This is a genomic window from Halalkalibacter oceani, from assembly GCF_040544555.1.
In the GTDB taxonomy this organism is placed as follows: Bacteria; Bacillota; Bacilli; order Bacillales; family Bacillaceae_D; genus Halalkalibacter; species Halalkalibacter oceani.
On sequence record NZ_JBEPKD010000014.1, the window covers coordinates 26,874 to 53,060 of the forward strand.

The 26,187-nt window shown below is 46.3% G+C and carries 24 protein-coding genes and 1 pseudogene; 4 read left to right on the forward strand and 21 right to left on the reverse strand.

From position 1 onward, the window contains the following. Nucleotides 1-75: 75 nt before the first annotated feature. Genes ABMB67_RS14755 through ABMB67_RS14765 form a run of 3 tightly spaced genes read right to left on the reverse strand, consistent with a single transcriptional unit; the run spans nucleotide 76 to nucleotide 4,117 of the window. On the reverse strand, nucleotides 76-1,944 hold the full coding sequence (locus tag ABMB67_RS14755) for an ABC transporter ATP-binding protein (protein ID WP_390188913.1): 1,869 nt from the start codon (nucleotides 1,942-1,944) through the stop codon (nucleotides 76-78). Continuing rightward, nucleotides 1,941-3,668, reverse strand: a complete 1,728-nt coding sequence (locus tag ABMB67_RS14760) for an ABC transporter ATP-binding protein (protein WP_354572522.1) — start codon at nucleotides 3,666-3,668, stop codon at nucleotides 1,941-1,943. The genes ABMB67_RS14755 and ABMB67_RS14760 overlap by 4 nt, the downstream gene beginning before the upstream one ends. After that, nucleotides 3,665-4,117: a MarR family winged helix-turn-helix transcriptional regulator gene (locus ABMB67_RS14765; protein WP_354572523.1), complete on the reverse strand. Its 453-nt coding sequence runs from the start codon at nucleotides 4,115-4,117 to the stop codon at nucleotides 3,665-3,667. The genes ABMB67_RS14760 and ABMB67_RS14765 overlap by 4 nt, the downstream gene beginning before the upstream one ends. A 164-nt stretch (nucleotides 4,118-4,281) precedes the next feature. Between ABMB67_RS14765 and ABMB67_RS14770 the strand changes: the two genes are divergently transcribed. After that, nucleotides 4,282-4,737, forward strand: a complete 456-nt coding sequence (locus ABMB67_RS14770; RefSeq protein WP_354572524.1) for a DUF2188 domain-containing protein — start codon at nucleotides 4,282-4,284, stop codon at nucleotides 4,735-4,737. A 63-nt stretch (nucleotides 4,738-4,800) separates the two neighbouring features. On the opposite strand, the gene hprK is transcribed toward ABMB67_RS14770, so the two are convergent. Then, nucleotides 4,801-5,742: an HPr(Ser) kinase/phosphatase gene (gene hprK, locus ABMB67_RS14775; RefSeq protein WP_251222931.1), complete on the reverse strand. Its 942-nt coding sequence runs from the start codon at nucleotides 5,740-5,742 to the stop codon at nucleotides 4,801-4,803. A gap of 110 nt (nucleotides 5,743-5,852) precedes the next feature. Then, on the reverse strand, nucleotides 5,853-6,398 hold the full coding sequence (locus ABMB67_RS14780) for a GNAT family N-acetyltransferase (RefSeq protein WP_354572525.1): 546 nt from the start codon (nucleotides 6,396-6,398) through the stop codon (nucleotides 5,853-5,855). 170 nt (nucleotides 6,399-6,568) lie between these two features. On the opposite strand from ABMB67_RS14780, the gene ABMB67_RS14785 reads away from it, so the two are divergent. Next, nucleotides 6,569-7,750 (forward strand): MFS transporter, encoded by a 1,182-nt coding sequence (locus ABMB67_RS14785; RefSeq protein WP_354572526.1) that lies wholly within the window; start codon nucleotides 6,569-6,571, stop codon nucleotides 7,748-7,750. 57 nt (nucleotides 7,751-7,807) lie between these two features. Here ABMB67_RS14785 and ABMB67_RS14790 read toward each other — a convergent pair whose 3' ends face one another. From ABMB67_RS14790 to ABMB67_RS14850, 13 genes are all read right to left on the reverse strand, one after another. After that, a complete protein-coding gene (locus tag ABMB67_RS14790) occupies nucleotides 7,808-8,857 on the reverse strand; it encodes a galactitol-1-phosphate 5-dehydrogenase (protein ID WP_354572527.1) in 1,050 nt (349 codons plus the stop codon). 1 nt (nucleotide 8,858) lies between these two features. Next, the gene (locus ABMB67_RS14795) at nucleotides 8,859-9,026 is read right to left on the reverse strand and encodes a hypothetical protein (protein WP_354572528.1); all 168 of its coding nucleotides are present in this window, start codon (nucleotides 9,024-9,026) and stop codon (nucleotides 8,859-8,861) included. A 28-nt stretch (nucleotides 9,027-9,054) separates the two neighbouring features. Then, nucleotides 9,055-10,089, reverse strand: coding sequence for a zinc-binding dehydrogenase (locus ABMB67_RS14800; protein WP_354572529.1), 1,035 nt, complete (start codon nucleotides 10,087-10,089; stop codon nucleotides 9,055-9,057). Nucleotides 10,090-10,119: 30 nt separating this feature from the next. After that, on the reverse strand, nucleotides 10,120-11,379 hold the full coding sequence (locus ABMB67_RS14805) for a galactitol-specific PTS transporter subunit IIC (protein WP_251222925.1): 1,260 nt from the start codon (nucleotides 11,377-11,379) through the stop codon (nucleotides 10,120-10,122). Between the two features lie 78 nt (nucleotides 11,380-11,457). Continuing rightward, the gene (locus ABMB67_RS14810) at nucleotides 11,458-11,742 is read right to left on the reverse strand and encodes a PTS sugar transporter subunit IIB (protein WP_251222924.1); all 285 of its coding nucleotides are present in this window, start codon (nucleotides 11,740-11,742) and stop codon (nucleotides 11,458-11,460) included. Nucleotides 11,743-11,744: 2 nt separating this feature from the next. Beyond that, complete coding sequence (locus ABMB67_RS14815) at nucleotides 11,745-12,233, reverse strand: PTS sugar transporter subunit IIA (RefSeq protein WP_251222923.1); 489 nt, start codon at nucleotides 12,231-12,233, stop codon at nucleotides 11,745-11,747. A 35-nt stretch (nucleotides 12,234-12,268) separates the two neighbouring features. Continuing rightward, a complete protein-coding gene (locus ABMB67_RS14820) occupies nucleotides 12,269-13,402 on the reverse strand; it encodes a BglG family transcription antiterminator (protein ID WP_354572570.1) in 1,134 nt (377 codons plus the stop codon). Then, nucleotides 13,299-14,324, reverse strand: coding sequence for a BglG family transcription antiterminator (locus ABMB67_RS14825; protein ID WP_354572530.1), 1,026 nt, complete (start codon nucleotides 14,322-14,324; stop codon nucleotides 13,299-13,301). The genes ABMB67_RS14820 and ABMB67_RS14825 overlap by 104 nt, the downstream gene beginning before the upstream one ends. 177 nt (nucleotides 14,325-14,501) lie before the next feature. Continuing rightward, on the reverse strand, nucleotides 14,502-15,593 hold the full coding sequence (locus ABMB67_RS14830) for a Ger(x)C family spore germination protein (protein WP_354572531.1): 1,092 nt from the start codon (nucleotides 15,591-15,593) through the stop codon (nucleotides 14,502-14,504). Next, on the reverse strand, nucleotides 15,583-16,665 hold the full coding sequence (locus ABMB67_RS14835) for a GerAB/ArcD/ProY family transporter (protein ID WP_354572532.1): 1,083 nt from the start codon (nucleotides 16,663-16,665) through the stop codon (nucleotides 15,583-15,585). Before ABMB67_RS14835 ends, ABMB67_RS14830 begins: the two co-directional genes overlap by 11 nt. A 38-nt stretch (nucleotides 16,666-16,703) precedes the next feature. Then, entirely contained in the window at nucleotides 16,704-18,071 is a 1,368-nt protein-coding gene (locus ABMB67_RS14840; RefSeq protein WP_354572533.1) for a spore germination protein, read from the reverse strand. A 450-nt stretch (nucleotides 18,072-18,521) separates the two neighbouring features. Beyond that, nucleotides 18,522-18,863: an ArsR/SmtB family transcription factor gene (locus ABMB67_RS14845; RefSeq protein WP_251222918.1), complete on the reverse strand. Its 342-nt coding sequence runs from the start codon at nucleotides 18,861-18,863 to the stop codon at nucleotides 18,522-18,524. A gap of 23 nt (nucleotides 18,864-18,886) precedes the next feature. Next, entirely contained in the window at nucleotides 18,887-20,593 is a 1,707-nt protein-coding gene (locus ABMB67_RS14850; RefSeq protein WP_354572534.1) for a SulP family inorganic anion transporter, read from the reverse strand. 480 nt (nucleotides 20,594-21,073) lie between these two features. Here ABMB67_RS14850 and ABMB67_RS14855 point away from each other — a divergent pair. Continuing rightward, nucleotides 21,074-21,688 (forward strand): annotated as a pseudogene (locus tag ABMB67_RS14855) (transcriptional regulator). A 92-nt stretch (nucleotides 21,689-21,780) separates the two neighbouring features. Here the strand turns inward: ABMB67_RS14855 and ABMB67_RS14860 are convergent. From ABMB67_RS14860 to ABMB67_RS14870, 3 genes are all read right to left on the reverse strand, one after another. Beyond that, nucleotides 21,781-24,798 (reverse strand): amidase family protein, encoded by a 3,018-nt coding sequence (locus tag ABMB67_RS14860; RefSeq protein ID WP_354572535.1) that lies wholly within the window; start codon nucleotides 24,796-24,798, stop codon nucleotides 21,781-21,783. Nucleotides 24,799-25,061: 263 nt separating this feature from the next. After that, nucleotides 25,062-25,259 (reverse strand): hypothetical protein, encoded by a 198-nt coding sequence (locus ABMB67_RS14865; RefSeq protein WP_251222916.1) that lies wholly within the window; start codon nucleotides 25,257-25,259, stop codon nucleotides 25,062-25,064. A 13-nt stretch (nucleotides 25,260-25,272) separates the two neighbouring features. Next, nucleotides 25,273-25,566, reverse strand: a complete 294-nt coding sequence (locus tag ABMB67_RS14870) for a YciI family protein (RefSeq protein WP_251222915.1) — start codon at nucleotides 25,564-25,566, stop codon at nucleotides 25,273-25,275. An 88-nt stretch (nucleotides 25,567-25,654) separates the two neighbouring features. On the opposite strand from ABMB67_RS14870, the gene ABMB67_RS14875 reads away from it, so the two are divergent. Further along, nucleotides 25,655-26,134: a winged helix-turn-helix transcriptional regulator gene (locus ABMB67_RS14875; RefSeq protein WP_251222914.1), complete on the forward strand. Its 480-nt coding sequence runs from the start codon at nucleotides 25,655-25,657 to the stop codon at nucleotides 26,132-26,134. The last annotated feature ends 53 nt before the right edge of the window (nucleotides 26,135-26,187 follow it).

The window sequence follows — 26,187 nt, forward strand, 5'->3', positions numbered from 1 at the left end:
TGTGCGCAGAACAGAACCACTGCCATGTTGTTTCTTCTCACCTTCGACTTCTGTCCAAGCCTCCTCAATTCTCTTTCAATTCGCCACAGCCGCCTCAGTAAACTGACTGTTATACAGCTCGGCATAGAAACCGTTCTGATCGAGCAGCTCCTGATGCGTTCCCTGTTCGATAATGTCGCCGTGGTTCATGACGAGAATTCGGTCCGCGTCACGGATTGTCGAAAGCCGGTGGGCGATGACAAAGCTTGTGCGGTCCTTCATCATTTCGTTCATCGCTTTCTGAATGTTCATCTCCGTCCGTGTATCGACGTTGCTGGTCGCTTCATCAAGAATCAGGATGAGCGGATCCGATAAAATCGCCCGGGCAATCGTCAACAGCTGACGTTGTCCCTGCGAAATATTGGTCGCGTCCTCGCCGAGCACCGTATCGTAGCCATCCGGCAGCGTACGGATAAAATCATCGGCATAAGCGCTTTTCGCCGCCTGAATGATGTCCTCCTCCGTCGCCCCCTCCCGGCCGTAGGCGATGTTTTCCCGAATGGTTCCATTAAACAGCCATGTGTCCTGAAGCACCATCGCAAAACGACTTCGGACTTGCTCGCGTCTCAGCTTCGCATAGTCGATTCCATCCAGTAAAATCCGCCCGCGGTCAACTTCATAGAAGCGCATCAGTAAATTAATCAGCGTTGTCTTTCCGGCTCCGGTCGGGCCGACAATCGCGACCGTTTGACCAGGCTCGACTTCAAGTGTCACATCATTAATGACAGGCTGATCCTTATCATAGCCGAAGGAAATATGATCAAAAGTGATACGCCCCTTTACTTGCTGCAAATCGGTAACCGTTTCCGTTTCCGGCTTTTCTTCCTGCTCGTCAAGCAGCGTAAAAATCCGTTCTGCTGAGGCTAAGGCCGATTGAATCATGTTGGCAATGCCGGCAGCCTGAGCCATCGGATGAGAAATTTGCTGAGTATACTGGATAAAGGCCTGCACATCGCCGATACGAATGCTGCCATTGATAACGAGAATCCCGCCGGCGATACTGACAAGCACATAGCCAAGGTTGCCGATAAACGTCATCATCGGCATCATAATTCCGGAAATAAACTGTGATTTCCAGCCTGCCGTATACAGACGGTCATTCATTTTATCAAAACGCTTAATCGCCTCTTCCTCATGACCGTAGGCTTTCACCACCTGATGGCCGGTGAACATTTCTTCGATATGGCCATTCACCGCCCCAAGCTCCGCCTGCTGATTGACAAAGTACTTTTGCGAGCGTCCGGCGATAAAGCGGATAACAAGCACACTGAGCGGCAATGTTACGCAAACGACCAACGTCAGCAGCGGATTGATGACAAGCATCATTACAATAATCCCGACAATCGTAATGACGGAGGTAATGATTTGCGTCAGCGCCTGCTGCATCGACGTATTGATATTATCAATGTCGTTCACCGCCCGGCTCAACAAGTCCCCATGCGAATGCTTGTCGAAATAACGCAGTGGAAGCCTGGAAAGCTTCTCGTTCACTTCCTTCCGCATACTGGCAATCATCCGCTGGGACACCCCAGCCATTACATATTGCTGAACGTACATAAATAAAGAAGACACGGTGTACAGAACAAGCAGCCAGAACAGAAGCTGTCCGAGAAAGGCAAAATCGACTCCGACCGACTGCACAAAGCTGTCAAACAGCGAGGAAGTCGCATCCCCGAGCAGCTTTGGACTGATCACGTTAAAGAGGGTGCCAACTAAAGCCGCGATCCCTACAAGGATCAGCTTCCCGGCCTGGGGCTTTAAATAACGGGCGAGCCGGCGCAACGTTTTCTTAAATTCCTTCGGCTTCTCCCCAGGCATTCCTGCCGCTCTGTGCCCGCTTCCAAACGGACCTCCTCCTCCACCTGACTGTCCAGCCTTCGCTGTTGTCTTTTTCTGATCGGTCATGCGCTCTCCTCCTCTGATTGCTGGGACGCGACAATTTCCTGGTAAACGCCGCAGTTTGACAGCAGTTCTTCATGCGTGCCAATCCCGGCGACCTTCCCTTCATCCAGCACAATGATTTGATCGGCGTCGACAACTGTACTCACCCGCTGGGCCACAAGCAAAATCGTCGCCTCTGCTGTCGTTTCTTTTAAAGCCTGACGCAGCTTAGCATCGGTCTTATAGTCGAGCGCGGAAAAGCTGTCATCGAACAGATAAATTTGCGGCTTGCGAGCCAGCGCCCGGGCGATAGAGAGGCGCTGCTTTTGACCGCCTGAAAGATTGGCTCCGGCCTGAGCAATTTCAGCGTAAATCCCGTTCTCGCGCTCCCGGACAAATTCACCGGCCTGGGCCGTTTCCAGTGCAGCCATCACTTCTTCATCGCTGATTTCTTCATTGCCAAAACGAATATTGGCGGCGATCGTTCCGGTAAACATCGATGCTTTCTGCGGCACGTAGCCCAGCTTATGACGCAACGTCTGCTGAGCCAGCGCCCGAATATCGACCCCATCAATTTCAATCGACCCGTTCTCCACATCATAAAAGCGCGGAATTAGCTGAAGCAACGTTGACTTACCGGCCCCCGTGCTGCCGATAATCGCCGTCGTCTCTCCCGGCTTCGCCTCAAAAGAGACTGACTCAAGCGCCGGCTTCTCGGCTCCCGGATAACGGAACGTGACATGTTTAAATGTCAGCACACCCCGTTTATCGCTGCCTTCTGCCACTTCATCCGGATCCTGAATATCTGAAGTCATTTGCAGCACTTCATTGATACGTCTCGCTGAAGCCTGTGCTCTCGGAATCATCACAAATGCCATCGAAAGCATGACGAGTGAGAAGAGAATCATCATTGCATATTGCAAAAAGGCCATTAAATTCCCGACCTGCATCTCTCCCGCATTAATCCGGATGGCCCCGAACCAGACGATCGCGATATTCGTATAGTTCATCACGATCATCATCACCGGGAACATGCTAGCAAGAATCCGGTTGACGCGGATGCCCGTATCGCGAAACTGCTGATTCGCTTCGTTAAAGCGCGCCTTTTCAAAAGAAACCCGATTAAACGCTCTGACTACCCGTGTCCCAATTAACGTTTCCCGTAACAGCAGGTTAAGCCGGTCGGTTTTTTTCTGCAATTCACTAAAAAGTGGAATTGCGCGGCGGGAAATGAGCCAGATCGCCCCGCCCAGCACCGGCAGCGCCGCAAGGAAAATGAGCGATAAAACGGCATCGCGCGATATCGCCAAAATAATCCCGCCGACGAGCATCAAAGGTGCTCTTGTCATCATCCTCAGCATCATATTGACGACATCCTGGACCTGTTTAATATCGTTTGTCGTCCGCGTAATTAAAGAAGCAGCTCCGATTTTATCGTACTCCTGCAACGAAAAATGCTCGACATGGACAAACAGCTTGCGGCGAATATCCCGTCCGAAGCCGAGGGCGACCTTCGAGGCGAAAAAGGTGACGGCGACCGTCAGCACAACAGCGAGAATCGAGCAAACAATCATCCAGACGCCAATTTGCAAAATATAGCCAATATCACCATTTACGATTCCAATGTCAACAACATCCGCCATCAGTGTCGGCAAGTAAAGCTCTAATAAAATTCCTCCAAGTGTCAGGAGCAGAACGAGTCCAACTTGCCATTTATACTGCTTTATATAGGTCAGTAAATTTTTCATGCTTTTCCCCTCATTTTATCCTTGAACTGCTCTTCAATATAATTAAGAGCTTTCGTCAGTAATTCAGCCAATTTATCACTATCTTCCTTCCCAAGATAGGCCGTTAACCCTGAGAAGATACTGTAAATATTTTGCTCTATTTCCTCGGCCGCTACCCATCCTTCCTCTGTTAAATGGATTCTCACCACTCGGCCGTCCTTTGCATCCCGCTGGCGCTGAATCAAACCTTTTTCTTCTAACAGGTTGACCTGCTGGGTAACAAACGGTGACGTTACCCGCAAAGCGACGCTGAGATCGGATACTTTCAGGCCTCTCGAATTGCTTTTTTTTAATAGATAAAGGACTCTGCTTTCACTTGTTTTATGGTCAACAGATCGAATATTCGTTTCAAGCTGTTTACGGTGAAGCCGTATAAAAAGCTGGATAAGCTTTTCCGTTTCCTGATCCATTCCCTTACCCCTTTCCAGCCAAATTAATTAAGTAACTAACTTATTCAGTATTCTTTATCATACTCTTTCCGGCTTGAAAGTCAAGAATCTTTATCAGCCAAAAGGTTTACTCTTTTTCCAGAAGGGAAAACGTACATCAACAGCTGATTGGAGGTGTTGATCCCATGCCGTGGAATACAAAAGATTACCCGAGTTCATTGAAAAATCTTGACCCGGCCATCCGAAAGAAAGCAATTGAAATCGCCAATGCGATGGTCAAGGACGGCTATGAGGAAAGCCGTGCGATCCCGATTGCGACGAAGCAGGCGAAAGAATGGTATGAGAATGCAAGCAAGCAGGAGATCAAGCAGATCAAACAGGCCGGCGATCAGGAACTGCAATCCCACAAGAAGAACAGCAGCAGCCGGCCCGAGCTGATGGATAAAGGGGAACACGTCCTTGCCCATGAGGATGGCTGGGCCGTTCAGGCCGAGGATGCCAAACGACCTTCAGAAGTGTTCAGCAAAAAAGAAGAGGCGATTGACCGTGCCCGAGAAATCGCCAAAAATAAGCAAACTCATCTGATCGTCCATAAAAAGGATGGAGCTGTACAGGAAAAGACCTCCTACGAGCCGAAATAAAGACGGACGAAAAGCTAAGAGGCCGGTCAAAAGGCTCTCTGTTTTCCCTTTTGACCAACCCCTCTAGTCCGCGCTTTGATCAGATATATCAGAAGCAATCCTGCTCATAAACTCCTCTGCTGCGCTGTAGCCCTGCTGCCGCAAATACCAGTTATTCGCAGCCGCTTCAATCAATCCGGCGACATCGCGTCCGGGCTGGAGCTGAATTTCAATGGTCGGTACTTTCACGCCCATATAATCGGTAAATTCCGCTTCCTGCTCCAATTCATTGTTAAGCGCATCCTTCTCCCACTTCGTCAGGTTAATATCAAGCGCAATCCTCGTCTCCTCCTGAAACGCCTTCCGCCCATACATTCGCACAACGTTTAACAAGCCGACGCTCCGCAACGCCAAAAATTCCTTTGTTTTTTCATCATGGGTTCCTAACAGCGTCTGTGGACTGAGCTTCTTTAAGACGACGATATCATCAGCGACAAGCCGATGACCGCGTCCGATCAACGTATGAGCCGTCTCACTTTTCCCTACACCTGAATTTCCGCGCAGCAAAACACCGATCCCGGATACATTGACGCACACACCGTGAATCGACATTTCCGGCGCCATCTCCTTCACTAAATAGGCATCCAAATACGTTATGAACTCCGATGTCGTTTCAGGCTTGTTCGTGATAAGCAGGGGAATCCCCTCTTCGATACAATACTTCGTCAAATAGGTAAGCCCTTCTTCTCCCGCCGTTACAATAAAGCAGGGGGGATGATAGTGAACAATGTTTCCAATCCGGATTTTCCGTTCTTCTTTACTTAGCTTATGCAAATAATTAATTTCTTTTCTGCCGAGAATCTGTATTCGTTCTGTCGGAAAAAAATCAAAATGACCGACGAATTCCAATCCGGGCCGATGGACCCGTGACTGGGTAATCAGCTTTTCATTTAAGTTCTCGCCCGCCAGCACGCGCAGCGAAAATCGCCGCACCAGATTTTCAACCGTTATCGTTTTTCCGCTCATACCCGCCTCCTCCAGCCTTCTAACCTTTGATTATACTCAATATAGAAGAAAAGGTCACCCTCCACGCATGATCGCCACGAAATCTTCATGATGCCCGCCGCAAGGCTCGCCTAGCTTTTTTTCCATTCCGTCGCCAGCATGCCGTACACGACCGTATCCACATAATGATCATACAGCCATTCCGCCTGACGGATCGTACCTTCTTGAACAAAGCCAAGCCTTTCCGGCACCGCTCTGCTCTTTGTATTTTCCACCGCCGCCCGAATTTCCACTTTATTCAGCTTCAGTTCAGTAAACGCATAATCCGTCAACGCCTTCGCCACTCTCGTCATAATTCCGTTCCCCTGATAGTCCTTCGCTAGCCAGTAGCCGATATAGGCGGTTTGATTCGCCCGGTTAATCTGATTAAAGCCGGCCACCCCGACTGCCTGTCCGTGAAACAAAATGACGGTCTGTAAGCTTTTCCCTTCAATGAACCCTTGCAACGACATGTTGATATACGATTCCGTATCTTCGACTTTTGTCGTCGTATCAAGCCACGGAAGCCACTGGCGCAAATGCTCTCTTGAACGCTCGGTTAATTCGAAGATGTTGTCACGATCGTTGACCTCGATCAACTTCAGTGACAGCTCATCGTCAATTTTATGTATAAACAAATGATCCCTCCTGTCAGGACATGCTTTATCGCCGAAAGTATAATAAACCTGTGCGAGCTAGTCAAGGAGAACTCCGTTTTTATCGCTTTGTTAAACCAGTTCATTCCCCTTCTCATTTTCTTCAAGTAGTAGTACTATTTTGATACTGTCATAAACTGGAGGTGATCTTTTTGAACCCGCGTCTGCTCATTTTCTTTATATGCTTTTGCAGCTTTCTTCACCAGGCGATTATCCAGGGCATACGCCCGATGGTTCCTTTATTGGCAGTTGAGCTTGACGCCAGTACGTTTGAAATCGGCTTAATTGCAGCAAGCTTTTCTTTTCTGCCATTGTTTTTAGCCTTTAAGGCCGGTAAAATCATTGACCAATTTAAAGGAAGCCTCGCGATCATTCTCGGTATCTTAACGATCTCATTTTCGTTATTAATACCTTTTCTATGGCCGATGCTGCCAATGCTGTACCTCTCGCAAACCTTGTGCGGAATCGCTCATCTTTTCATCGTCATCGCTTTTCAAAACTCGCTTGGACACTATGTAGAGATCGATAAGCGTGACAAATATTTCGGCTGGCACAGCTTCTGGGTTTCAGGAGGACAGTTACTCGGTCCGTTAATCGGCGGCATCATCTCCGAAAACAGCATTTATCATACGTTCTTTATTTTTTCGATGATTTCTTTTCTTGTGACGATTCTCTGTCTGCTCGTCCTGCGTGACCGAAGCGAAAAAACGCCCGCTCAAGCCGGGCAGCCAGCGACGAAGCTGGCTCATGCTGCTGAATACAAAGCTTTTGATTTAATCAAAATTCCCGGGATGGCCAAAGCGATCTCGGCCAGTATGTTCGTCCAGTTTTCCAAGGATGTTCTTATTACATATTTTCCGCTCTTTTTACAATCAAAAGGCGCCTCAACAACACAAATCGGCGCGCTTCTCAGTGCCCAAGGCGTCGCCTCAATGGCGATCAGAAGCATTCAGGGGAAAATTTTAACATTGGGCCATCGCTATACGGTTCTCTTTGTCTCTTTATTGTGGAGCGGCCTCTGCTTTGCATTAATTCCAGCGTTTGACTCCTTCCTTTACTGGACATTGGTCTGTCTCGTTCTCGGCGCGGGGATGGGATTGGCCCAGCCGCTATCAACCGTCGCTGTGATCAATCTCTCACCGGCCGGCTACAGTGGACGCACCTTAGCGATCCGCATTACGGGAAATCGGATCGCCCAGTCGGCAAGCCCGCTATCCTTTGGCATCATCTCCCACTTAGTAGGCTTGACACCGATTTTTTTCATTTGTGGAGCCCTCCTCTTTGCCGGCTCATTTTATGTGAAATCCGCTGCTGGGAAAGAAAAAAAAGCTTAAGACATCGGCCAGCTCACCTTTGTCTTAAGCTCAAAGCATTTTAGCGCTCTAAAAAAGTTAACGCTGAGGATGAAAGAGCGCTTTTACATAGCCCTTGCCCCCATTTGTCATGTCACGGAATGCGTTTGGTCCTTCTCTTAGTGGCAATCGATGGGTAATCATCGGTTCCACCCGGATCGCGCCTGTCTTCATAAAATGGACGGTCGCCTCCCATTCCCGGCCTGGAAACGGGGAGGAGAGCGCATTCCACGAGCCATAGAGACGCAATTCATTGCGGACAATTTTCTCAAAATAAAAGCGTTCGACATTTACGTCACCGTAGGGGATTCCGAGAAAAACGACTTCTCCGCCTTTTTTCGGCAAGGCGAGCACTTGCGCCGAAGTGACAGGAGAGCCTGCCGCCTCGACTGCAAGGTCGACGCCTCGGCCGGCCGTCTTCTGATACATTTGTTCGTGGACCGGTGAGTGAGCGGCATGAATGATCACGTCAGCGCCGAGCCGCCTCGCAAGATCGAGCTTTGCTTCGTCGATGTCGATCGCAAAAACCCGCTTCGCGCCAAAAATTTTCGCCCATTGAACCGCCAGCAGGCCGATGCTGCCGCAGCCGATAATCGCGACATCCGCTCCAGCCTGGATTGTCGTTTGATAGAAGCCATGAGCAACGACCGCGGACGGTTCAATGAGAGCGGCGGTATCATAGTCAATCTCTTCCGGCAAGGAAATGACGTTCCGTTCCGGTAGCGTCACATAGGTTGCAAACGCGCCGGGATGCCGTGCCCCGAGTACTGTTAAAGCTTCACATTGCGATAGCTTCCCCTGCTGGCAGCTTGGGCAGCTTCCACAATGAAAGGCGGGACAACCCGCCACCCGATCTCCTACTTGGACGCTTTGTACATTCGCCCCTACTTCTTTCACGATACCGGAGAATTCATGACCGAATGTCATCCCTTTGACGTATGGGCCTAGTTTTTTATACCGTGATAGATCAGAACCGCATATGCCGGCAGCCATCACTTCAATTATGACGTCATCTTCGGAATTGAGAACAGGCTCTGGCATGTTCATATAACGGATATCCTGCACGCCATATAAATTTAACGCTTCCATGCTACGCCCTCTCCTGACCTTCACTCGTTTTCTTCACTTTCGGCTTTGCGAGAACGCTATAGAGAGCAAAGCCAACGATCAGCGAGTTGAAAATCATTTGATAGTCAACGTAAAAGCTGACCAGCCCTCTTAATGGACCCAGCATAAAATCAAGCATCATCTCGACCATGTTTCATCACTCCGATCTTTTTTGCGCCTTATTGTTCCTCCGGGACTAAAAGCACTTTAATCGCTTCTCCACTTTTGATTGCCTGATAGGCGCTTTCCCACTGTGTAATCGGAAACTCGTGCGTCACAAGCGCTTTCGCATTAACCTGACCTTCATTCAGCAACGCAAGCGACGGTTCCCAGTCGGCCGGCTTCTGACTCCGGCTGCCGACAACGCGGATTTCTTTTTGAATGATTTTTTCCAAATCAAAGGAAACCTCTGCAGTCGCAAATAAACCTACCTGGCCGTACTGCCCCTTTTTCCGTAAAAGATCAAGCCCCTGCTTAGCCGCCGCCGCTGCCCCTGAGCATTCATAAACGACATCAGCGCCATATCCGTCCGTCAAAGAGCGGACGAGCTCTTTCACATCCTCTTCCTGCGTGTTGACGACATAGTCGATTCCGAGCTCCTTCGCCTTTTTGAGCCGGAGTTCATCATTGGTCAATCCCGTAATGATGACCCGCGCTCCTCTGCTTTTTGCGACCTGGGCCGTAAAGAGCCCGATTGGTCCTGGCCCAATGACAACGACAAGATCACCGTTTTCAATCTTCGTTTTTGCCACAGCATGATACGTGCAGGCGAGCGGCTCCGTCATCGCTGCGGATTGATAATCAACACCTTCCGGCAGATGATGCAGGCTCTCTTTTCTGGCAATCAAGTATTTGGCAAAACCGCCATCGACCTGTGTACCCAATCCTTTGCGATGCGGACAAAGATTATAATCGCCTGACTGGCAATAGCGGCATTCCCCGCAAACCTCGAATGTTGTCTCCGACGTGACTCGGTCACCCACCTTGATATCCTTAACCCCCGCGCCGACCTCGACGATTTCTCCAGAAAACTCATGACCGAGCGTCACCGGGGTGCGTACTTTATAATGACCTTCGTACGTATGAATGTCCGAGCCGCAAATGCCGGCGTACTTCACTTCAATTTTCACCTGGTTCTCACCCGGCACTGGTTCAGGTTTTTCTTGAATATGAAGATGACCAAAGCCGTCTTCTGTTTTGACCAATGCTTTCATTCTGTCGCCTCCTAACCTGTTGCTCTTTTATCAGCTGAATAAAGCAAATAGCTTCACGATAATATAATTGATAATGTTGCCGCCCTGGTCGATGCTTGAAATCTGTCCTGCCCCTTCAGGTATGTTGAAATTGCTGTCGATCGCCATTTGCGTAAAAAGCGGCGCCACATCTGTCGCAATGTAAAGGGAGATCGCAATCATAATCGTACCGACGATAACCGAATGGACAATATTCCCGCGTGCCGCTCCGACAATAAAGGCGACAATAAACGGGATCGTCGCTAAATCACCGAATGGAAGCAGGGCATTCCCCGGCAGCACGACCGCCATAAATACCGTTATGGGTACTAAAATTAAGGCAGTTGAGATCACGGATGGATGTCCTAACGCGACAGCAGCATCCAGCCCGATATAAATTTCCCGATCGCCAAAGCGCTTATTTAACCACTCACGCGCCGATTCGGACACAGGCATTAGCCCTTCCATTAAAATTTTGACCATCCGCGGCATTAAGACCATTACCGCCGCCATCGCAATTCCGATCTCGATCACATCACCGATGCTGTATCCTGCCAGGAAGCCGATTGTCGCCCCAAGGACAAGACCGATAAACATCGATTCTCCTAAAATACCAAAGCGCTTTTCAATCGTTTCCGGATCGACATTCCACTTTTTCACTCCCGGAATCCGTTGCAGGCCTTTGACTAAAAAAATTCCCGGCGCGTACGAAATCGTACTTCCTGTTGCGATTGAAACCCCCGGCAAGTCGTAAAACTCGCCGATCATCGGCGCCGTCCAGTCGGCAATTTTCAGACAAACAATTTGGAAAAGAACGGCCGCAATCAACGCAAGCACAACCTGGTTCGTAATCGTGTAGACCATCGCCGCTGTAAAAGTATAATGCCAGAAGTTCCAAATATCGACATTCATCGTCTTCGTTGTTTTCGTCGCGAGCATAATCACATTGACCAGTAAACCAAGAGGAATAATAAATGCGGCAACAATCGAGGCCCAGGCAATCGACGATGAGGCAGGCCAGCCGATGTCGATGACATTTAATTCGACTCCGAGACGGTCAACCATCCCTTGCGCCGCCGGACCTAAATTATGAACGAGTAAATCAACGACCAGAAAGATCCCAACGAAAGCGATTCCAATTGTCAGCCCCGAGCGGAATGCTTTACCCGGCTTTTGGCCAAAAATCATGCCGAGGATAAAAATCGCGACCGGCAAAATAACAGTTGCTCCTAAATCTAAGAACCCTTGAATGAAATTCACGAAGCCCTCCATCTGTCTTCCCCCTTTTTTCCGAGCAGAGCCCGGTTTCCCTGTGCAAGGGAAACCGAGTCATTTATTGAACTGAGTTTCCTACGCTTTCAGCGCTTCGAGAATCTGTTTCTTTGTCTCGTCTGTGCCAATCCCTGTCAAAAACGATCTGGCGTTAATAACCGGAAATGGATATTCTGCTTTCGTCATCGCTGTCGTGACGAGAAGATCCGCTGTATCTTTATGACTTGCCACCTCGGCAATTTTAATTTGGACTAAATCGATTGTTAAATTATGCTCTTTCGCCATCTCTTCAATCGCGTTGTTGACAACCGTTGATGTAGCGATCCCGGCTCCGCAGGCCACTAATACTTTTTTCTTTTTCATTGTTATTCACCTCCTTCATCTGATAAACAAGTTAATTGATCTGTTAAGTATGTTTTCAGCGTTGTCGGATTCATTTCCTTGACTATCTTCTGCAGCTTTTCTTCACTTTGAAGAATGCGCATTAATTGCTGCAACAGCTTAAGTTGGGAATGCGCTTCATCCATCGCCAGCATGAAGACGACCTTCACCGGCACCGTCTCCGTCGGAGCTCCCCCCATCACTCCGAATTCAACCGGATGACGCAAGACAGCCACGCTAATCGACTTCCGCCTGACATGCTCGACATCCGTATGGGGAATCGCCACGGCTACCCCGCCAGTTGGAAGCCCTGTTGAATACTCTCCTTCTCTCTTAATGACAGCATCAACATAGCTCTCTTTAACCAAGCCGTGATCGACCATATTTCTTCCCATTACTTCTAAAATATCTTCCTTCGTTTTCCCGACGAGATCTATTAAAATCGTCGATTCATTCAGCACCCATTCGCTCATGACTCATGCTCCTATCCTGATAAACTCTCTTTCTCTCAATCACTTGAATACATCTCGATCATGTCATATATTTCAGCAACGGTGTTTGCCTCGATCAGCCGCTTCCGGTCTTTTTCTGAAGCGGCCAGCTTGAATAGCTGCCTCAACGCCCGGATATGCTGCTGCTTGTCGACAGCGGCTATGACGATCATCAGCTGGACATCCTCCTCGGCTGTAAAGGCGACCGGCTTCTGTAAGCGTAGTAAGCTCATTCCAACTTCTCTGGCTCCTTCTTCGGGTGCCGCATGAGGAATCGCAAGTCCTGGTGCAATGATAATATAAGGATCGCGCACCGGATTGCGGACGAGCGCTTCGACATATCGCTCTTCCACTACTCCGCCTCGAACGAGTGGTTCTGCCGCCAGTCGCAACGCGTCCTCCCATGATGGAGCCGAATGCCTGAGCGAAATATGCCCCGGTCGGATTAATTCACGTAAGCTGACTTTTTCATCACCGCGGTCAATCGCTGCCACCTGCTGCTGGTTTTGGAACAAATAATAGCCAAGCTCTTTTTTTAATCCTTTTTCATCCTCGATCTTCGTATAATTCCTGACGATGTCGATGACATAATCCAAGTTAATTTCATTCGGACTATAACCATGAAGATCTTGCATCACCTGTTGCTTCAGACGCTGTCTCTCTTCTCTGCCGAGAAACGTCTTCGTTACATAAAGCGGCTTTTCCGTTTCTAGCTTCGTTTGCGAAAAGACGATATCGTAAGAAAGATGATACTCATAAAACTCCCGCATCGATAGCGAGTCGAGAAAAATAAATTCAGGGAACAACCCGCTCAATTCCTGAAACATCAGCCTCGATACAGACACCCCTTGAGGACAGACGACAATCGCCTTAACTTTCTTTTCAATGCTTTCCCCCTGCCTTGTCATCCAGGAGCCGATCAGCATCGTAATATACATCACTTCCACATCTGGCATTTTAGCGCCGATGACTTTTTCAAGCGGTCCAATACTTCTCCGCACTAAATGAAGCAGCTCCTGATATTCCTGGCTGAAGGACTCTTTTACTTCATCGATTTCCGCCAATTGATATTTGATGCGATAACGCCGGCTTAATATGCTGCAGCAGCTTTTTGAACAGCAGCTCTCGTTCTTGAAAGTACACGCATGCACTTTGCTCAAACTGTCTCAGCATATCGGCAATTGCGGCCTGCAACTGCGGAATCACCGGATCGCCCTTCACCTCAGACCAATGAATATTGGAGGTCAGCAAATGCAAGGTAATAAACAGCCGCTCCTGTATCGGCGCCTCTGAACCGGAACGAAAAATCTCTTTTGTCGCCTCGTACTCCCTCGTCTCCGCCAGCTCCTGATAGCAGTCCGGAAAAGGTTCTAACAGGCATCCATTTTCAATTCGCCTTAACACAAGGAGAAAGACATAGGGCATCACTTGAAGCTTTTCGTCAGTAAATTTAATAGCCAGTTCGCTTTCCACTTTTTCGATTTGCTTGTTCAGCTGATCAATTTCAGCTTGTTCAATAGAGGCGGTCGCCATGAACAGCTTTTTCCCGGAATGAATGCCGAAAATGAAATTCGTCACCCTGACCAGCAGCCGGCGAATATGAAGCTCGTTCCCTTCCAACAGATAGCCGGATTTACGAGAGTAACGTACACTCAGCCCATATTCAAAGGCATAGTGATGCACCTGCTTCAGATCACTCAGGATCGTGTTCTTGCTATAACCAAGCTCTGAATGAAAATGAAGAAGGGAAAGCTCCTCTTTACTGCTAATGAGCATGAGCAGAATCAGGTAAACCCGCTGTTCCTCTGTTAAAAACTGAACAGTCTCCTGCTCCCCCGGAACATGCTCCCGATTTATCTTCGCAAAAACAGAGTGATCAACAACAAAATGGCCTTGTCTCGTCCTTTCGATTTCAGGAAGCTCTTCTTCCTTGAGCCAGGCATTTATTTGCTTAATCGTGTACCCCAGCTGACGTCTGGATAACTGATATTTCTTCACTAATAAAGCGCTTGTTACATTTGGATTACGTGCTAACTCATTAAGGATCTTTTGACTTCGCTCATTGAGTGCCAATCAAATCCCTCCTTGCAAAATTGATTATATCACCGAGAGGCACACAGAAGTATGCGCTTTCATCCCAAATTATGGGGCAACGATTGTACAACTTCGCGATTTACTATATCATTCAACGCCGGTAAATGGGAAAGAAACCAACCGCAACATGCTGTTGGTTTCCGTGATGATCTACTTTTAGTAAACCAAGCCCGTATCCAGAATAGTCACTTTAATTTGTGGTTTAACATCGATCTTTGAAAAACCTTCTGGCCAATTTAATTTTTTCCACTCATCAAAAGGCAGTTGCTGCCTAATATACTGCCCGAAACCAACATTATCTGCTGGGATCTCTTGCATCTGTTTAATTACGCCTGTTACTAGTTCCTCCAAATGTGCAGCAATACTGCGCTCTAATGAAAAGATCTCTTCTTTGCTTGATAAGTCCCTTGAACCTTGGTATTCCAATAAATACCCACTGAATTCAATATTCATGGTAACCTGTACGTTATCAATGCTTTCTACATTCACGCCAATCTGCCGATGTGGTGATAAAAAACTAAAAAGTGTTTTTTCATCATCAAGCTTAATACTTAAATCCCCTCTCTTAAAGTCACCTGTCACTAAAAAAAGAATACGTGATGTAGTAGGATCTAAACTTTTCACAAAACGATCTTCTTGAAAGAGCGCCACCCCGTTAGAGATCATTCCTTCCTCCCCAATTAATAAGTAAGCGGCCATCGGATCAATCCCATCATCGTAATAATCACTAAAGAAACGATTCAAGCTCATATCAGGAATCGTATTTAATTTGGCTTCTTTTTTTAATAAAAAAGCGATCGATTCGTCTAATTCAGAGAAATATGGGTATTTGTTTGTCATTAAATCGTTCGCCCGACCTTTTACAACCGAGATTCTAAGTCTTGTTCCGATGATCGGGTCTCTTTTTAACGTGTCAATAATTTGTTTTACTCCTTCTTTCGCTAAATCCTCACCAATTAAAATACTTCTAATCTGACCCGCTACTAAATTTTTATCTGTTTGTCTCGAAAGAAAAATCCACGCTTCTTTACTTGTTTCAGCAATAGTTGAAATCGTTTGCCGGGCTAATTCATTTGAATCATCTACCGGAAATGAAACTGTGACAAGTAACTTCCCCTCATGTTCACCAGCTGTAATTCTATCGTAGCCGATTGTATGTACAAATCCTAATTCTTCTACAATTTTATGATCCGCACATCCCGTGCACAGCAGTACAACAATGATCAATAACAAAATACTATGCTTCATTATGTGCACGCCTCCTTTTCAACAAAAGGTAAAAGAAAAGCAGCGCGATTAAGGTTAGAGTTATGATGCTTTGTACAACAATCATGTTTTGAATCCACAGATCAAGTTCATACCTTGTATTCCATGAATATGTGACAATAAAGCTAATGGCGAACAAAAAAAACGCAGCGAGTGGAGGATGAGAGACCGGACGAATTCTCAGCAACATTTGGACAGCTACCCACATATACATCCCACTTGTTACCAATACTTTCATCATAAATAGAATAAAAATCAAGCCATCAATTCGTTCAATAAATGGGAGCTGGAAATACCTCAGCATCGATATAATCGGATAAACTTGAGTGGTCAGATGATGAAAACTGGTGAAACCATAAGCAATAAACGTCACAACTAGATAAACCATCGTCGTTAACACGTGAGCGAAATAGACATACCTCATGGCTTTAGGTGTCTGCTCAATAAAATGAAAAAGAAAAAGGACCAGTTCAAACCCTAAAAAGGCAGAGAAGGTTTCAATACTCCCCCCGAATAAATCTCCTCGATATTCAAAAAAATAAGGTGTAAGATGTACCCATTCAAAGTCAGGAATAAAATAAAGCACCAACAAATCGAGCCAGACAGTTAAAAAAAACAAAAAAACTATACTTCTTACAATAGCTTGAATACTGCTGGTCACAAAAAAATAGAGAAGAACCACAAACACCACCAACAAAAGATTAACGTTAGTCGAAGGATAAAATATCATTTTGACAATCGATACATATTTTTTAGCAATGGTAAACGCACTAATTGCCCAAAATATGCTTAAAAATAAATACAGAAGCTTATGTATGATGCCTGGAAATATCCCCTCCAGTACTTCATATATCGATTTACCATCTTGCCAACGATAAATAAAATCCATAAGCACAATCAACCCTAATACAAATAGAGAGATAAGAGAAATAAGGATCCAGCCGTTTGTTCCAAAATTCAGCGCTATAATACGAGGTAGAGTAAATAAAATCACTCCCACTTGCGTCATGTAAACTAGAAAAAAAAGATGAATAGGATGAATTTTCTCTGTCATCAAATCAAAACTCCCCGCTTCGATATATGCTCCTTTACTTACTTGTCTTGTTTATTAATTAATGGAACACGAATGAACGTATCTCTCCATTTTGAAAAGGATATCGGCGCCAGTGGTACAAGGTACGACCTTTCTAAACTCGTTAATCTAGCCAAGTAAATAACAATAAAGGTAAACCCTGCAACGAAGCCAAAATTACCAAGTGTTCCTGCCAGAATAATTAGCAAAAAACGTGATACTCTTATGGAAGCACTCATAATAATATGTGGAATGACAAATGAAGCGATGGCTGAAACAGCTACTACAACTATAAGAATATTGCTGGTAAAGCCCGCCTCGACTGAAGCTGTTCCAATAACAATACCGCCCACAATTCCTATCGTTTGTCCAATTTTGTCGGGCAATCGAGCTCCCGCCTCCCTGAGCAACTCAACAATAAATTCCATAATTAACGCTTCAAATACCGGTGGAAAGGGTACTTTAGATCTCGATTCAATTAAACTTTTCAACAAAGCAACAGGTATCATTTCATAATGAAACATTGTTAGAGAAACATAAAAAGCAGTAAAAAAAAGGATAATGAAGAGAGCAATAAGCCTTAAGATTCTAGAAAGTGAGCCAAGTATCCACCGTTGATTATAGTCATCCGGAGATTGGAAGTACTCCCAAAAAGATGTTGGTGCAGAAAAGGCATAAGGGCTTCCGTCACATAGGCCGACCACTTTACCTTCCAGTAATTTAGAAACAACAACATCCGGTCTTTCTGTTGTTAAATACTGCGGAAATAAAGAAAAAGGATACTCCTCTATATACTCCAGCATCATGTTAAGATCATGTATTCCTTCAACTTTTACTTTTTGGAGCCTTGTTTTTATGGACTCCACATAAGAATAAGAAGTCTTCCCTTCAAGATATAAAACATTTAATTGTGTGTTTGTTAAATCGCCAATTTTAAAACTCAGGACTTTTAATTTATTTGTTTGAAGCCTCCTGCGAATTAAAGATAAATTAACTTGAACAGACTCTACAAAAGCTTCTCTCGGCCCAACAATAACCGTTTCAATTTCAGCCGCTGTAATAGATCTTATTTCTGGAGCGAATAAATCAATTAAGTATGTGGCGGTTTCTTGATAAAAAATGGCGGCTTTCCCAGCCAAAATTCCTTCAATTAGCTTTTCTTCACTCTCACACTTTTCATATGGAGAGCTCTCCAACACTGCTCTGACTTCATTTTCACTTATATGAGAAAAAGGATGAATGATATTCTGCTCCAGTTCTTCGTTCCCAACTAAATGTCCAAAATATAAGGTAACAATTTCAAGTTCAGGAAACGAACGAATAACGAGATCATCACAACCACTAAACGCGTTTTTCAAATGATTTAACTTATTTTTGCTTCTGAACATTACGACGTTACCTCACATGTTTATGATCATGATGCTTATATTTCCCTATAACGTACTGATTTATTAACCTTTATTAAAACTATTTTCCCATCATAAAAAGCCTTCAGATGGCAATAGAAAAAAGACGAGAGGTCAATGCCCTCGTCTTTCCGATAATTTCACCCTCATGAATTTAAATCAATGTCATGAATTTCGTTTATTCCACACAACTCTACCCTAGAGGTTGTTCCTTACGCATCACACTTTTCTTTCTTATCGTCTGGCTTTAGTTTCTTATAGAGCAAATTTATTTAAACCTGCTAGAGAGGTTGAAATATCCTTAAAGCACAAAGCGAATATTGCAAAAAGGGATATGTAACTTATAACAAAAGCTACAGCTGGAAAGAAAAATTCCATTCCTCCCAGCTGCACATTTTTTAACTTTCTAATCCAAGGTGTTACTCACAAGCATTATCCTTCCGTTGAAATATCCTTTTTAAGCCGGTCAATTTCGTTTAACGTATCGACTAAATGATTATGGAAGATTTGTCTTGCTACAGCGAGCAGATCCTTAATCATCGGATCGCGCAGTGAATAAATGACACGATTGCCTTCCTTTCTTCCATAAACAATATTATTTGAACGCAAGACCATCAGCTGCTGCGAGCAGGCCGAGCCCTCACTTCCAATTAGCGCTTGCAGTTCATTTACATTTTTATCTCCTTCACATAACTGCTCTAAAATCTGAATCCTTAGTGGATGTCCAAGAGCTTTAAAGAATTCAGCTTTAAATAGTTGCAGGTCCTTTTGCAATATAGCTCCTCCTTTTGGTGACGTTAAGATGTTTGCTGACTGGCACTTAGCTGCGCACACTCTTTAAACGCAAAATGCTTGCAGCCGAGGCATTTCTGTTGTTGAATATGGCGTAACGCATACGTAATCGCGTCGCCCGTATGGAGAAAGAAATGAGATTCCCCAATCTGTTGCGCTAAACCGGAGCGCTCCAATACGTCCTTTGGCTGGGCCTGAACGTTTGTTAATAAAACAAGTCTACCCTGCTTGCTAAATGTTGAAACGATGCTTTCAATCTGGTTCATTCCGGTAGCATCGAGCAGGGGAACCTTCCCCATTCTCAGAATCAGGATCGTCGGGGTCATTTTCAAAGTAGGGATAATTTTCTTCTCAAATAGTTGCGCCGACCCGAAAAACAACGGTCCTTGAATGGTAAAGATGCTCACTTGCGGACAGTCATGATGCTTCGTTACGACATCTGACTTCACTTTTCTTTCAAGTGTACCATGATCGGGTAAAACTTTGGAGACATCAAGCATTTGACTGACTCTTTTGACAAATAACAGCATCGCTAATAGCAGACCGACACTGACAGCAAGAGTTAAATCGGTAAAGACCGTCAGCAAAAACGTCACAAGCAGGACGATTGAATCACTCCCCGTTGTTTTTAACACATGGGCAAATTCCTTACGTTCACTCATATTCCAGGCGACAATCATTAAGACGGGCGCCAGACTTGCCAATGGAATGAGGGAGGCGTATTGCGCAAACAGCAGCAGGACAAGCAAGACAAAAACACTGTGAATCATACCTGACATTTTTGTTACAGCCCCGCTTTTAATATTCGTGGCCGTTCTGGCAATCGCCCCCGTCGCCGGAATGCCGCCAAACAATGGCGTAACCATATTGGCGATACCTTGCGCGCGCAGCTCTTTGTTGCTGTCATGACGCTCTCCTGTCATCCCGTCGGCCACAACGCATGATAATAATGATTCAATGCTGCCAAGGGAGGCGATGACAAGAGCCGGTCCTAATAGACTGATCAGCACAGACAGGGAAACATCCGGCATTTGCAGCTGGGGAAAGCCATTCGGAATCGTTCCATATACTGTACCGACGGTAGCAACCTTATCATCAAGCAGAAAAACCGCGACAAGTGTCGAGACGACAATTCCCACTAAAACACTTGGAATCTTTCGCACGACTTTCCCGGCAAATAGACTCGTAAACAGGCAGATCAAGCCAATCAGCACACTATAGATGTTCAGCGTATCGAGATGAAGATAAATCTCCTTCATATTCAGAAGAAACGACTCATGTTTTTCAACATCACTCAAACCGAGAAAATTGCTCACTTGTCCAGTAAAAATAATAACCGCAATTCCGGCCGTAAAACCGATCGTCACCGGCCGGGGAATGTATGTAATCAAATTACCGAGCTTACATATGCCTAACAGCAGCATAATCGCCCCTGCCATAAAGCCGGCAATTAGTAGCTGCTCATAGCCGTACTGCAGAACAATGGCCAGTAAAATCGGGATAAACGCTCCTGTCGGGCCGGCAATTTGAAAGGTTGAACCACCAAGCAGAGACACGATGATTCCGGCAATGATCGTCGCATACAGCCCGTATTCCGGACTGACTCCCGAAGCAATTGCAAACGCCATCCCTAATGGAATGGAGATAACCCCGACAATGATCCCCGCCATCGCATCTTTTTGAAATGTTTCTAAAGAATAACCACGCTTCACAATAATCCTCCCCAACACTATACATATTTGAATATTTGAATATTCGTATTATAACATGGTTATTCCTTCTATTGTGAACGATTTTCAACCTGAGGTGCCGGATTCCGTAGTACAAGATTCATTGGAGTAGGAACGAGATTCCGTTATTAGGTCTGTTTTATGCTTTTTCCTCAAAGAAGCGGAACCAGATTCCGTTATTCACCAAAAAAAGCGGTTAAATCACTAGTTTAAGCACCGTTAACGGAATAGCGTTCCTCCTATTTTTTATCAAGGCTGATTATAGGTTAATAGCGGAATGACGTTCCTGAAATCAATCTACTTCTAGCAGCTAAAGCCGTATTTTGCTACAATAAGATCGTTCCCCTTCATTTTCTCCCACCCGCCAACCGGCATACAAAACCCTTGTCTAGTAAAGTCAACAAAAGAGGTGATTTTGTATTGAAAAGATCACAATTGTTCGATGAAAAGTTTAGTCAATGGATGGCTGACAACCTCGCCAATGCTGGAAATTCTCGCAGACGTGAAATACTGGCGAAAGGACTTGGGCATGGTACGATGGAATTTTTACGTCATATTTGGTTTCCAGTTGTAGGACATTTTCAACATTTATACCCGGAATGGGAAGTTCGTGATTTCAACAATGGGTTTCGTTACCTTGACCTTGCCTATATGCCAGGTGGGGCCAAAGGTGGAATTGAGATTCAAGGGTACGGGCCTCACGCCAGAGACCTCGATGTCAGACGTTTTAAAGATTAATGCTGGCTACACTCATTATTGGCTCTGAATGGCTGGACATTTTTACCTATTGCCTATCTGTCAATCAGGGACGAGCCTAAGCAATGCCAACAGCTGGTGCTTTCCTTCATTGGTAAATTCATGTCAACGGACGCGCCCTCCCAATTATCCTGGCTTGAAGCCGAAGTTGTCCGTTTTGCCCGCCGTTTGCTTCGACCCTTTACCCCGCAAGAGTGTGCACAGCATCTCAGAATCAGCGATTGTTACGCCAGAGACATCCTCCATAAATTGGTCGACCTTAATCTTCTTCAAATCGCAAGTGGAAAACAACGAATTCGTTCTTACAAAATCAGCATGTAAAACTAAATTAGCATTTCGCTAACATTTCCCGCTCCTCCACACACAGCAAACCCGCGACTCCAGAAAAGAATCGCGGGGTTCCTTTTGACTATTTATTCAATAACTCGCGCCACCATAACCGAGAATTCAGCTCTCGTAATATCGCGCTGTGGCCTGAATGTACCATCCAAATATCCAGAAGTTATGTTATTGCTCGTTAAGGCCGCTATATACGGATAGGACCATGAATCTTCACTCACATCACTGAAAGAGTCGGAACTGTCTCCACTTAGTTCATAAGCTCTAACTAGAATAACGGCCATCTCCTGGCGGCTCAGTCTGCCATCCGGCTTAAATGTACCGTCCGGATATCCGGTCAAAATTCCGGCACTCTCCACCGCGCCGATATCCCCGGCTGCCCAGTGCCCTGCCGCCACATCGGCAAAGGTGCTTTCTCCAGCCTCCAGTCCTAATTCTCTTGCGATAATTCTTGCTGCTTCTGCCCGGCTGATGCTGGCATTCGGTCTAAACGTACCGTCCGGATACCCTGAAATCAGCCCCAGCTCTACAAGAGAGTCAATATAATCAGCTGCCCAGTGGCTTCCAACATCGGTAAAGCGAGGCTCCTCAATCGGTCTCTGCTCAAGCGGTGGCGCGAACTCAGTCAGCAGCTGAGCCTGCGTCAACTGCTCCAGTGCATACCCCATGCCGAGCACATCCCCATCATCCCAGGCGCGCCCGACCAGCTGCATCGAAATCGAATAGCCGTGCGGATTAACGCCCACTGGTACGACGACTGTCGGCAGCCCGACATTTGAAGTGAGGACACCAGTTGCCCGGTCCGCAGTTAATTGACTGGCCGCGCTGTCGTTATTGTACACATCACTGATAAAGCCCGGGTAAACGACGACGTCAACTTCGTATTCATCCATCCATTCAGCGATCACTTCTTTGTAGCGCGCTCTGTATTCCATCCATTGCTCAACTTCTTCTTCCGTCATTCGCGCCCGTTCTTCGTATTCACGTTGGTTGTATAACAGCACATCAGGAGAAGAACGTACTTGTTCGCCATTTTCATATGGAAAATCTTCATGCAGTTCAATATATCGCGCCCAGCCTTCGCCATTCATATTGAGACTCGGCCGATCTCCCGCACTTGGCGGCTCGCTCATCTCAATCATCGTCGCCCCGCCTGCTTCAAGGTCAGCAAAGTGCTCGATCGTCGCTTCTCCTGTTCCATCATCAGCATAGGATGACTCGAAAGAGGAAGGAATATAGCCGATCCGCTTTCCTTCTAAGGCGTTGCGATCAAGATATTCGGTCCAATCATCCGGCTTATAGCTGTCCGCATCTGCTGTCAACATATCAAGCTCATCCGTTCCAGCTGTAACATTGAGAAGATAAGCCAAATCCGTTACCGTTCTCGCAATAGGACCGACGTAATCCTGGCCCCATGTAAGCGGCATAACGCCACGCACACTTGCCATTCCATCCGTGCCGCGGAACGTCGTCAAGCTCGATCCGACCGTCGGCGCGTACAAGGACACACCCGTCTGAGAGCCTAACGCCGCCGGAGCCATGCTCGTTGCGACAGAAACCGCAGACCCACCGCTTGATCCAAAGGACGTTTTCGATGGATAAAGGGCGTTCCACGTTTGCATCCAGCCACTTTCACTAAAGCTGCCTGAGTTTGCAAATTCGGATGTATTTGTTTTCCCGATGATCACAGCTCCCGCCTCTCGCAACTGTTCCACTTGATAGGCATCCGCTTTCGGCTCCCATCCGTCAAGCGCCCGGGAACCGCCGGTCGTCGGCATATCCTTTGTATCAATAATGTCCTTGATCGCAATCGGGATACCGAGCAACGCTCCTTCTTCTCCATTGCTGCGGGCTTGATCTGCCGCTCTTGCCTGTTCAAGTGCATCTTCTGCCACATGGATAAAGGCATGGAATCCTAATGGCCCTCCGTCATAGGCGGCAATTCGATCCAGATAAGCACGGGTAATTTCCTCCGATGTTGTCACACCCGCAGCCAAATCCCGTTGCAGCTCAGCGATTGTTTTGTTCGTCACATCATACTCAGCAGTCGTGTACATGTCTGCTTCTGCCGGAGCCTGCGGCACATCCAATCTCGTCAGCTCTGGACAGGCGGCTTCATCAAACTGTGGCAACTGCGCTAAATCCCAGTTGCCAATCGTACACAGCTCTTCCGTCGTCAAATTCGTAAAGTCCGGTTGCTCAGCCAGCTGCTCCATTGATGCCACTGTTTGCCCGGCCCCTTCTTCTCCGGCCTCCCCTGTCACAACAAATCTGGCAAGCGACTTCGTTTCTCCGGGTTCAATTTCCAATTGATGAAGAAATCCGAAAAAATTAGCCTCATGACCGGTTGTTGCCAGCGGTGTTTCAAATGGATTTCGCTGCTGGTTCCCCGTGCCTTGCAAGGCACCGGCAAACGGTTCAGGGCTTCCTAGCACGACCCCGACTGGATGATTTTCTTCATCAGGAGTTGCGACAAGCAGCCACGCATCGTCCCCATCGACTTCCAGATCACCGCTTGACGTCGCTTGAATGGCACCATGGTTGTCTCCTGTCCCATACCCGACAGAGCCGCCAAACGATACATCGACCGTCACGGACTCATCTGCTATATTCGTAAATGTATCAAAAAATCGTGCCGTATTCGCTTCCTCGTCAAAATAGATTTCACGTGTAATCAAGACATCTCCGAGATTCACAGATTGATTCGTTTCAAACGTATTATCTCCATCGAATTCCAGCCCAAAGCCGCGCATCATTTCTCCATTTAGCCGCGGTTCAGGTGAGGTCGACACTTGAACAAAAATATTCCCAAACCCTTGCATCGGCGTTCCACTTGCCCGCCGAATACTGCCTGTATCAAGATTAGGCGGAGCGGCATCGTGAAACTCCCATTCTACTCCATTATCTGATGGCAGGCTCATCAGGGCTAGCGCACTGTTCATCGGCGCTAATCCGATGATAGCCACCATCATGACAATAAGGGCGAGAAAGCGTGGCTTTCTCCTATGTACGCACCTTGCCTCGTCGGCTTCAGAGGCCGAATTTCGGGGTGATCGGATTCGTTTTTTCACGTCATTACTAGTTGGCATCATTCTCCATCTCCCTTTTCTAACTTGTTGAAAATAACTGAATCTTAGCACGATAAAAAGAATCATGTCTATCGCTCTGTCATATAAGCTAACAACTTTTTTCTAGTTTAATAGAGATGGAGACAGGTTTTTTTCACACGAAAAAGGCGGTGTAAGAACATCCGCCTTGTATAGGTTTGAAACGTTTCATTCAGGAGAGCTTCGCTAACTTTCGAATAACATTCAAAAACAGATCGTTCATGCTTTTCACCTGGTACGCCGTCTGATTAAAGCTGCCTGTAAGATAAACATCCAGTGCCGGCAAATAAAGCATGAACGAACCTCTGGCGCAGAGGATGCCCCCATACCGTGTACGTTTGCATCAACGGAAGAAATTGCTGCTTCATCAGCCCATATCCAGCTTTGCTTTTGACCTCAACTCTGATAAACACAGAAGATCGTCTAATGTACATACGGTCGGACATGTCCCTCCTCTTTTTACAGCGCTTCGACAATGTCGATTTTTCCTCCGTACGGCAATTCAGGCCAATTTGCCGTTAACGAGGTGGCTTCTTCCAGCGAATCTGCTTCGATAATGGAAATGCCAAATACGTCTCCATCATAATCAGAAACCATATCGTTCGTAACCGTTTTTCTGCCATTTCCCGCAAAACGTATCACTTCATAACCGTTCTCCTTTAGCTCATCCAGCCATTGCCATAAATCACGAATATTTTGCTCAGCCTTCTCCTCCGGAACCTGCCCTCCACGATAAATGAATAAATAGTTCAATCGTTTCAACCTCCTTTTATTTCAGTTGCTTTTTGAAACTAACTTGAATTATAATGAGTAAAAAGCTATCAGTCAAGGGGGACCTCATATGGAAAAAACGAAACGAAGCAGACGGTCGGACTGTCCGATCTCTTATTCTCTTGATCTGCTTGGCGACTCATGGTCGCTCTTAATTATTAGAGATATTGTGTTCGCAGATAAGAAAACGTTCGGGGAGTTTCTTGCCTCAGATGAAGGAATCGCCCGCAACATTCTAACCAACCGCCTGACAACTCTCACTCAAAAAGGAATTTTAACGAAGCAGCCGCACCCATCAGACAAAAGAAAAGACCTCTACCAATTAACAGAGGCCGGGCTGGATTTAATACCGATTTTACTTGATTTGTCATTATGGGGGGCTAAACATGAGCCAGCAACCTCAGAATCCCAGGCTTGGCTCGCTAACGTCCAAGCAGACAAAGACACCCTCGTCGGACTCATCCGCGAAACCTTGAAAGAGGGCGGATCCGTTTTCACTGGACCGGATAGTGTCATGAACAAACTGGAACGGCTAGGGAAAATGAAATGACAAAATCTCTCACCTTCGCAATTGAAAAGAAATGCGTAGCTCGATAATTTTTT

What these genes read in the sequence shown, in the direction of transcription:
- ABMB67_RS14755 (WP_390188913.1), bottom strand. Translation starts at nt 1,944, where the DNA reads ATGACCGATCAGAAAAAGACAACAGCGAAGGCTGGACAGTCAGGTGGA.
- ABMB67_RS14760 (WP_354572522.1), bottom strand. Translation starts at nt 3,668, where the DNA reads ATGAAAAATTTACTGACCTATATAAAGCAGTATAAATGGCAAGTTGGA.
- ABMB67_RS14765 (WP_354572523.1), bottom strand. Translation starts at nt 4,117, where the DNA reads ATGGATCAGGAAACGGAAAAGCTTATCCAGCTTTTTATACGGCTTCAC.
- ABMB67_RS14770 (WP_354572524.1), top strand. Translation starts at nt 4,282, where the DNA reads ATGCCGTGGAATACAAAAGATTACCCGAGTTCATTGAAAAATCTTGAC.
- hprK (WP_251222931.1), bottom strand. Translation starts at nt 5,742, where the DNA reads ATGAGCGGAAAAACGATAACGGTTGAAAATCTGGTGCGGCGATTTTCG.
- ABMB67_RS14790 (WP_354572527.1), bottom strand. Translation starts at nt 8,857, where the DNA reads ATGGAAGCGTTAAATTTATATGGCGTGCAGGATATCCGTTATATGAAC.
- ABMB67_RS14795 (WP_354572528.1), bottom strand. Translation starts at nt 9,026, where the DNA reads ATGGTCGAGATGATGCTTGATTTTATGCTGGGTCCATTAAGAGGGCTG.
- ABMB67_RS14800 (WP_354572529.1), bottom strand. Translation starts at nt 10,089, where the DNA reads ATGAAAGCATTGGTCAAAACAGAAGACGGCTTTGGTCATCTTCATATT.
- ABMB67_RS14805 (WP_251222925.1), bottom strand. Translation starts at nt 11,379, where the DNA reads ATGGAGGGCTTCGTGAATTTCATTCAAGGGTTCTTAGATTTAGGAGCA.
- ABMB67_RS14810 (WP_251222924.1), bottom strand. Translation starts at nt 11,742, where the DNA reads ATGAAAAAGAAAAAAGTATTAGTGGCCTGCGGAGCCGGGATCGCTACA.
- ABMB67_RS14815 (WP_251222923.1), bottom strand. Translation starts at nt 12,233, where the DNA reads ATGAGCGAATGGGTGCTGAATGAATCGACGATTTTAATAGATCTCGTC.
- ABMB67_RS14830 (WP_354572531.1), bottom strand. Translation starts at nt 15,593, where the DNA reads ATGAAGCATAGTATTTTGTTATTGATCATTGTTGTACTGCTGTGCACG.
- ABMB67_RS14835 (WP_354572532.1), bottom strand. Translation starts at nt 16,665, where the DNA reads ATGACAGAGAAAATTCATCCTATTCATCTTTTTTTTCTAGTTTACATG.
- ABMB67_RS14840 (WP_354572533.1), bottom strand. Translation starts at nt 18,071, where the DNA reads ATGTTCAGAAGCAAAAATAAGTTAAATCATTTGAAAAACGCGTTTAGT.
- ABMB67_RS14860 (WP_354572535.1), bottom strand. Translation starts at nt 24,798, where the DNA reads ATGATGCCAACTAGTAATGACGTGAAAAAACGAATCCGATCACCCCGA.
- ABMB67_RS14865 (WP_251222916.1), bottom strand. Translation starts at nt 25,259, where the DNA reads ATGTCCGACCGTATGTACATTAGACGATCTTCTGTGTTTATCAGAGTT.
- ABMB67_RS14875 (WP_251222914.1), top strand. Translation starts at nt 25,655, where the DNA reads ATGGAAAAAACGAAACGAAGCAGACGGTCGGACTGTCCGATCTCTTAT.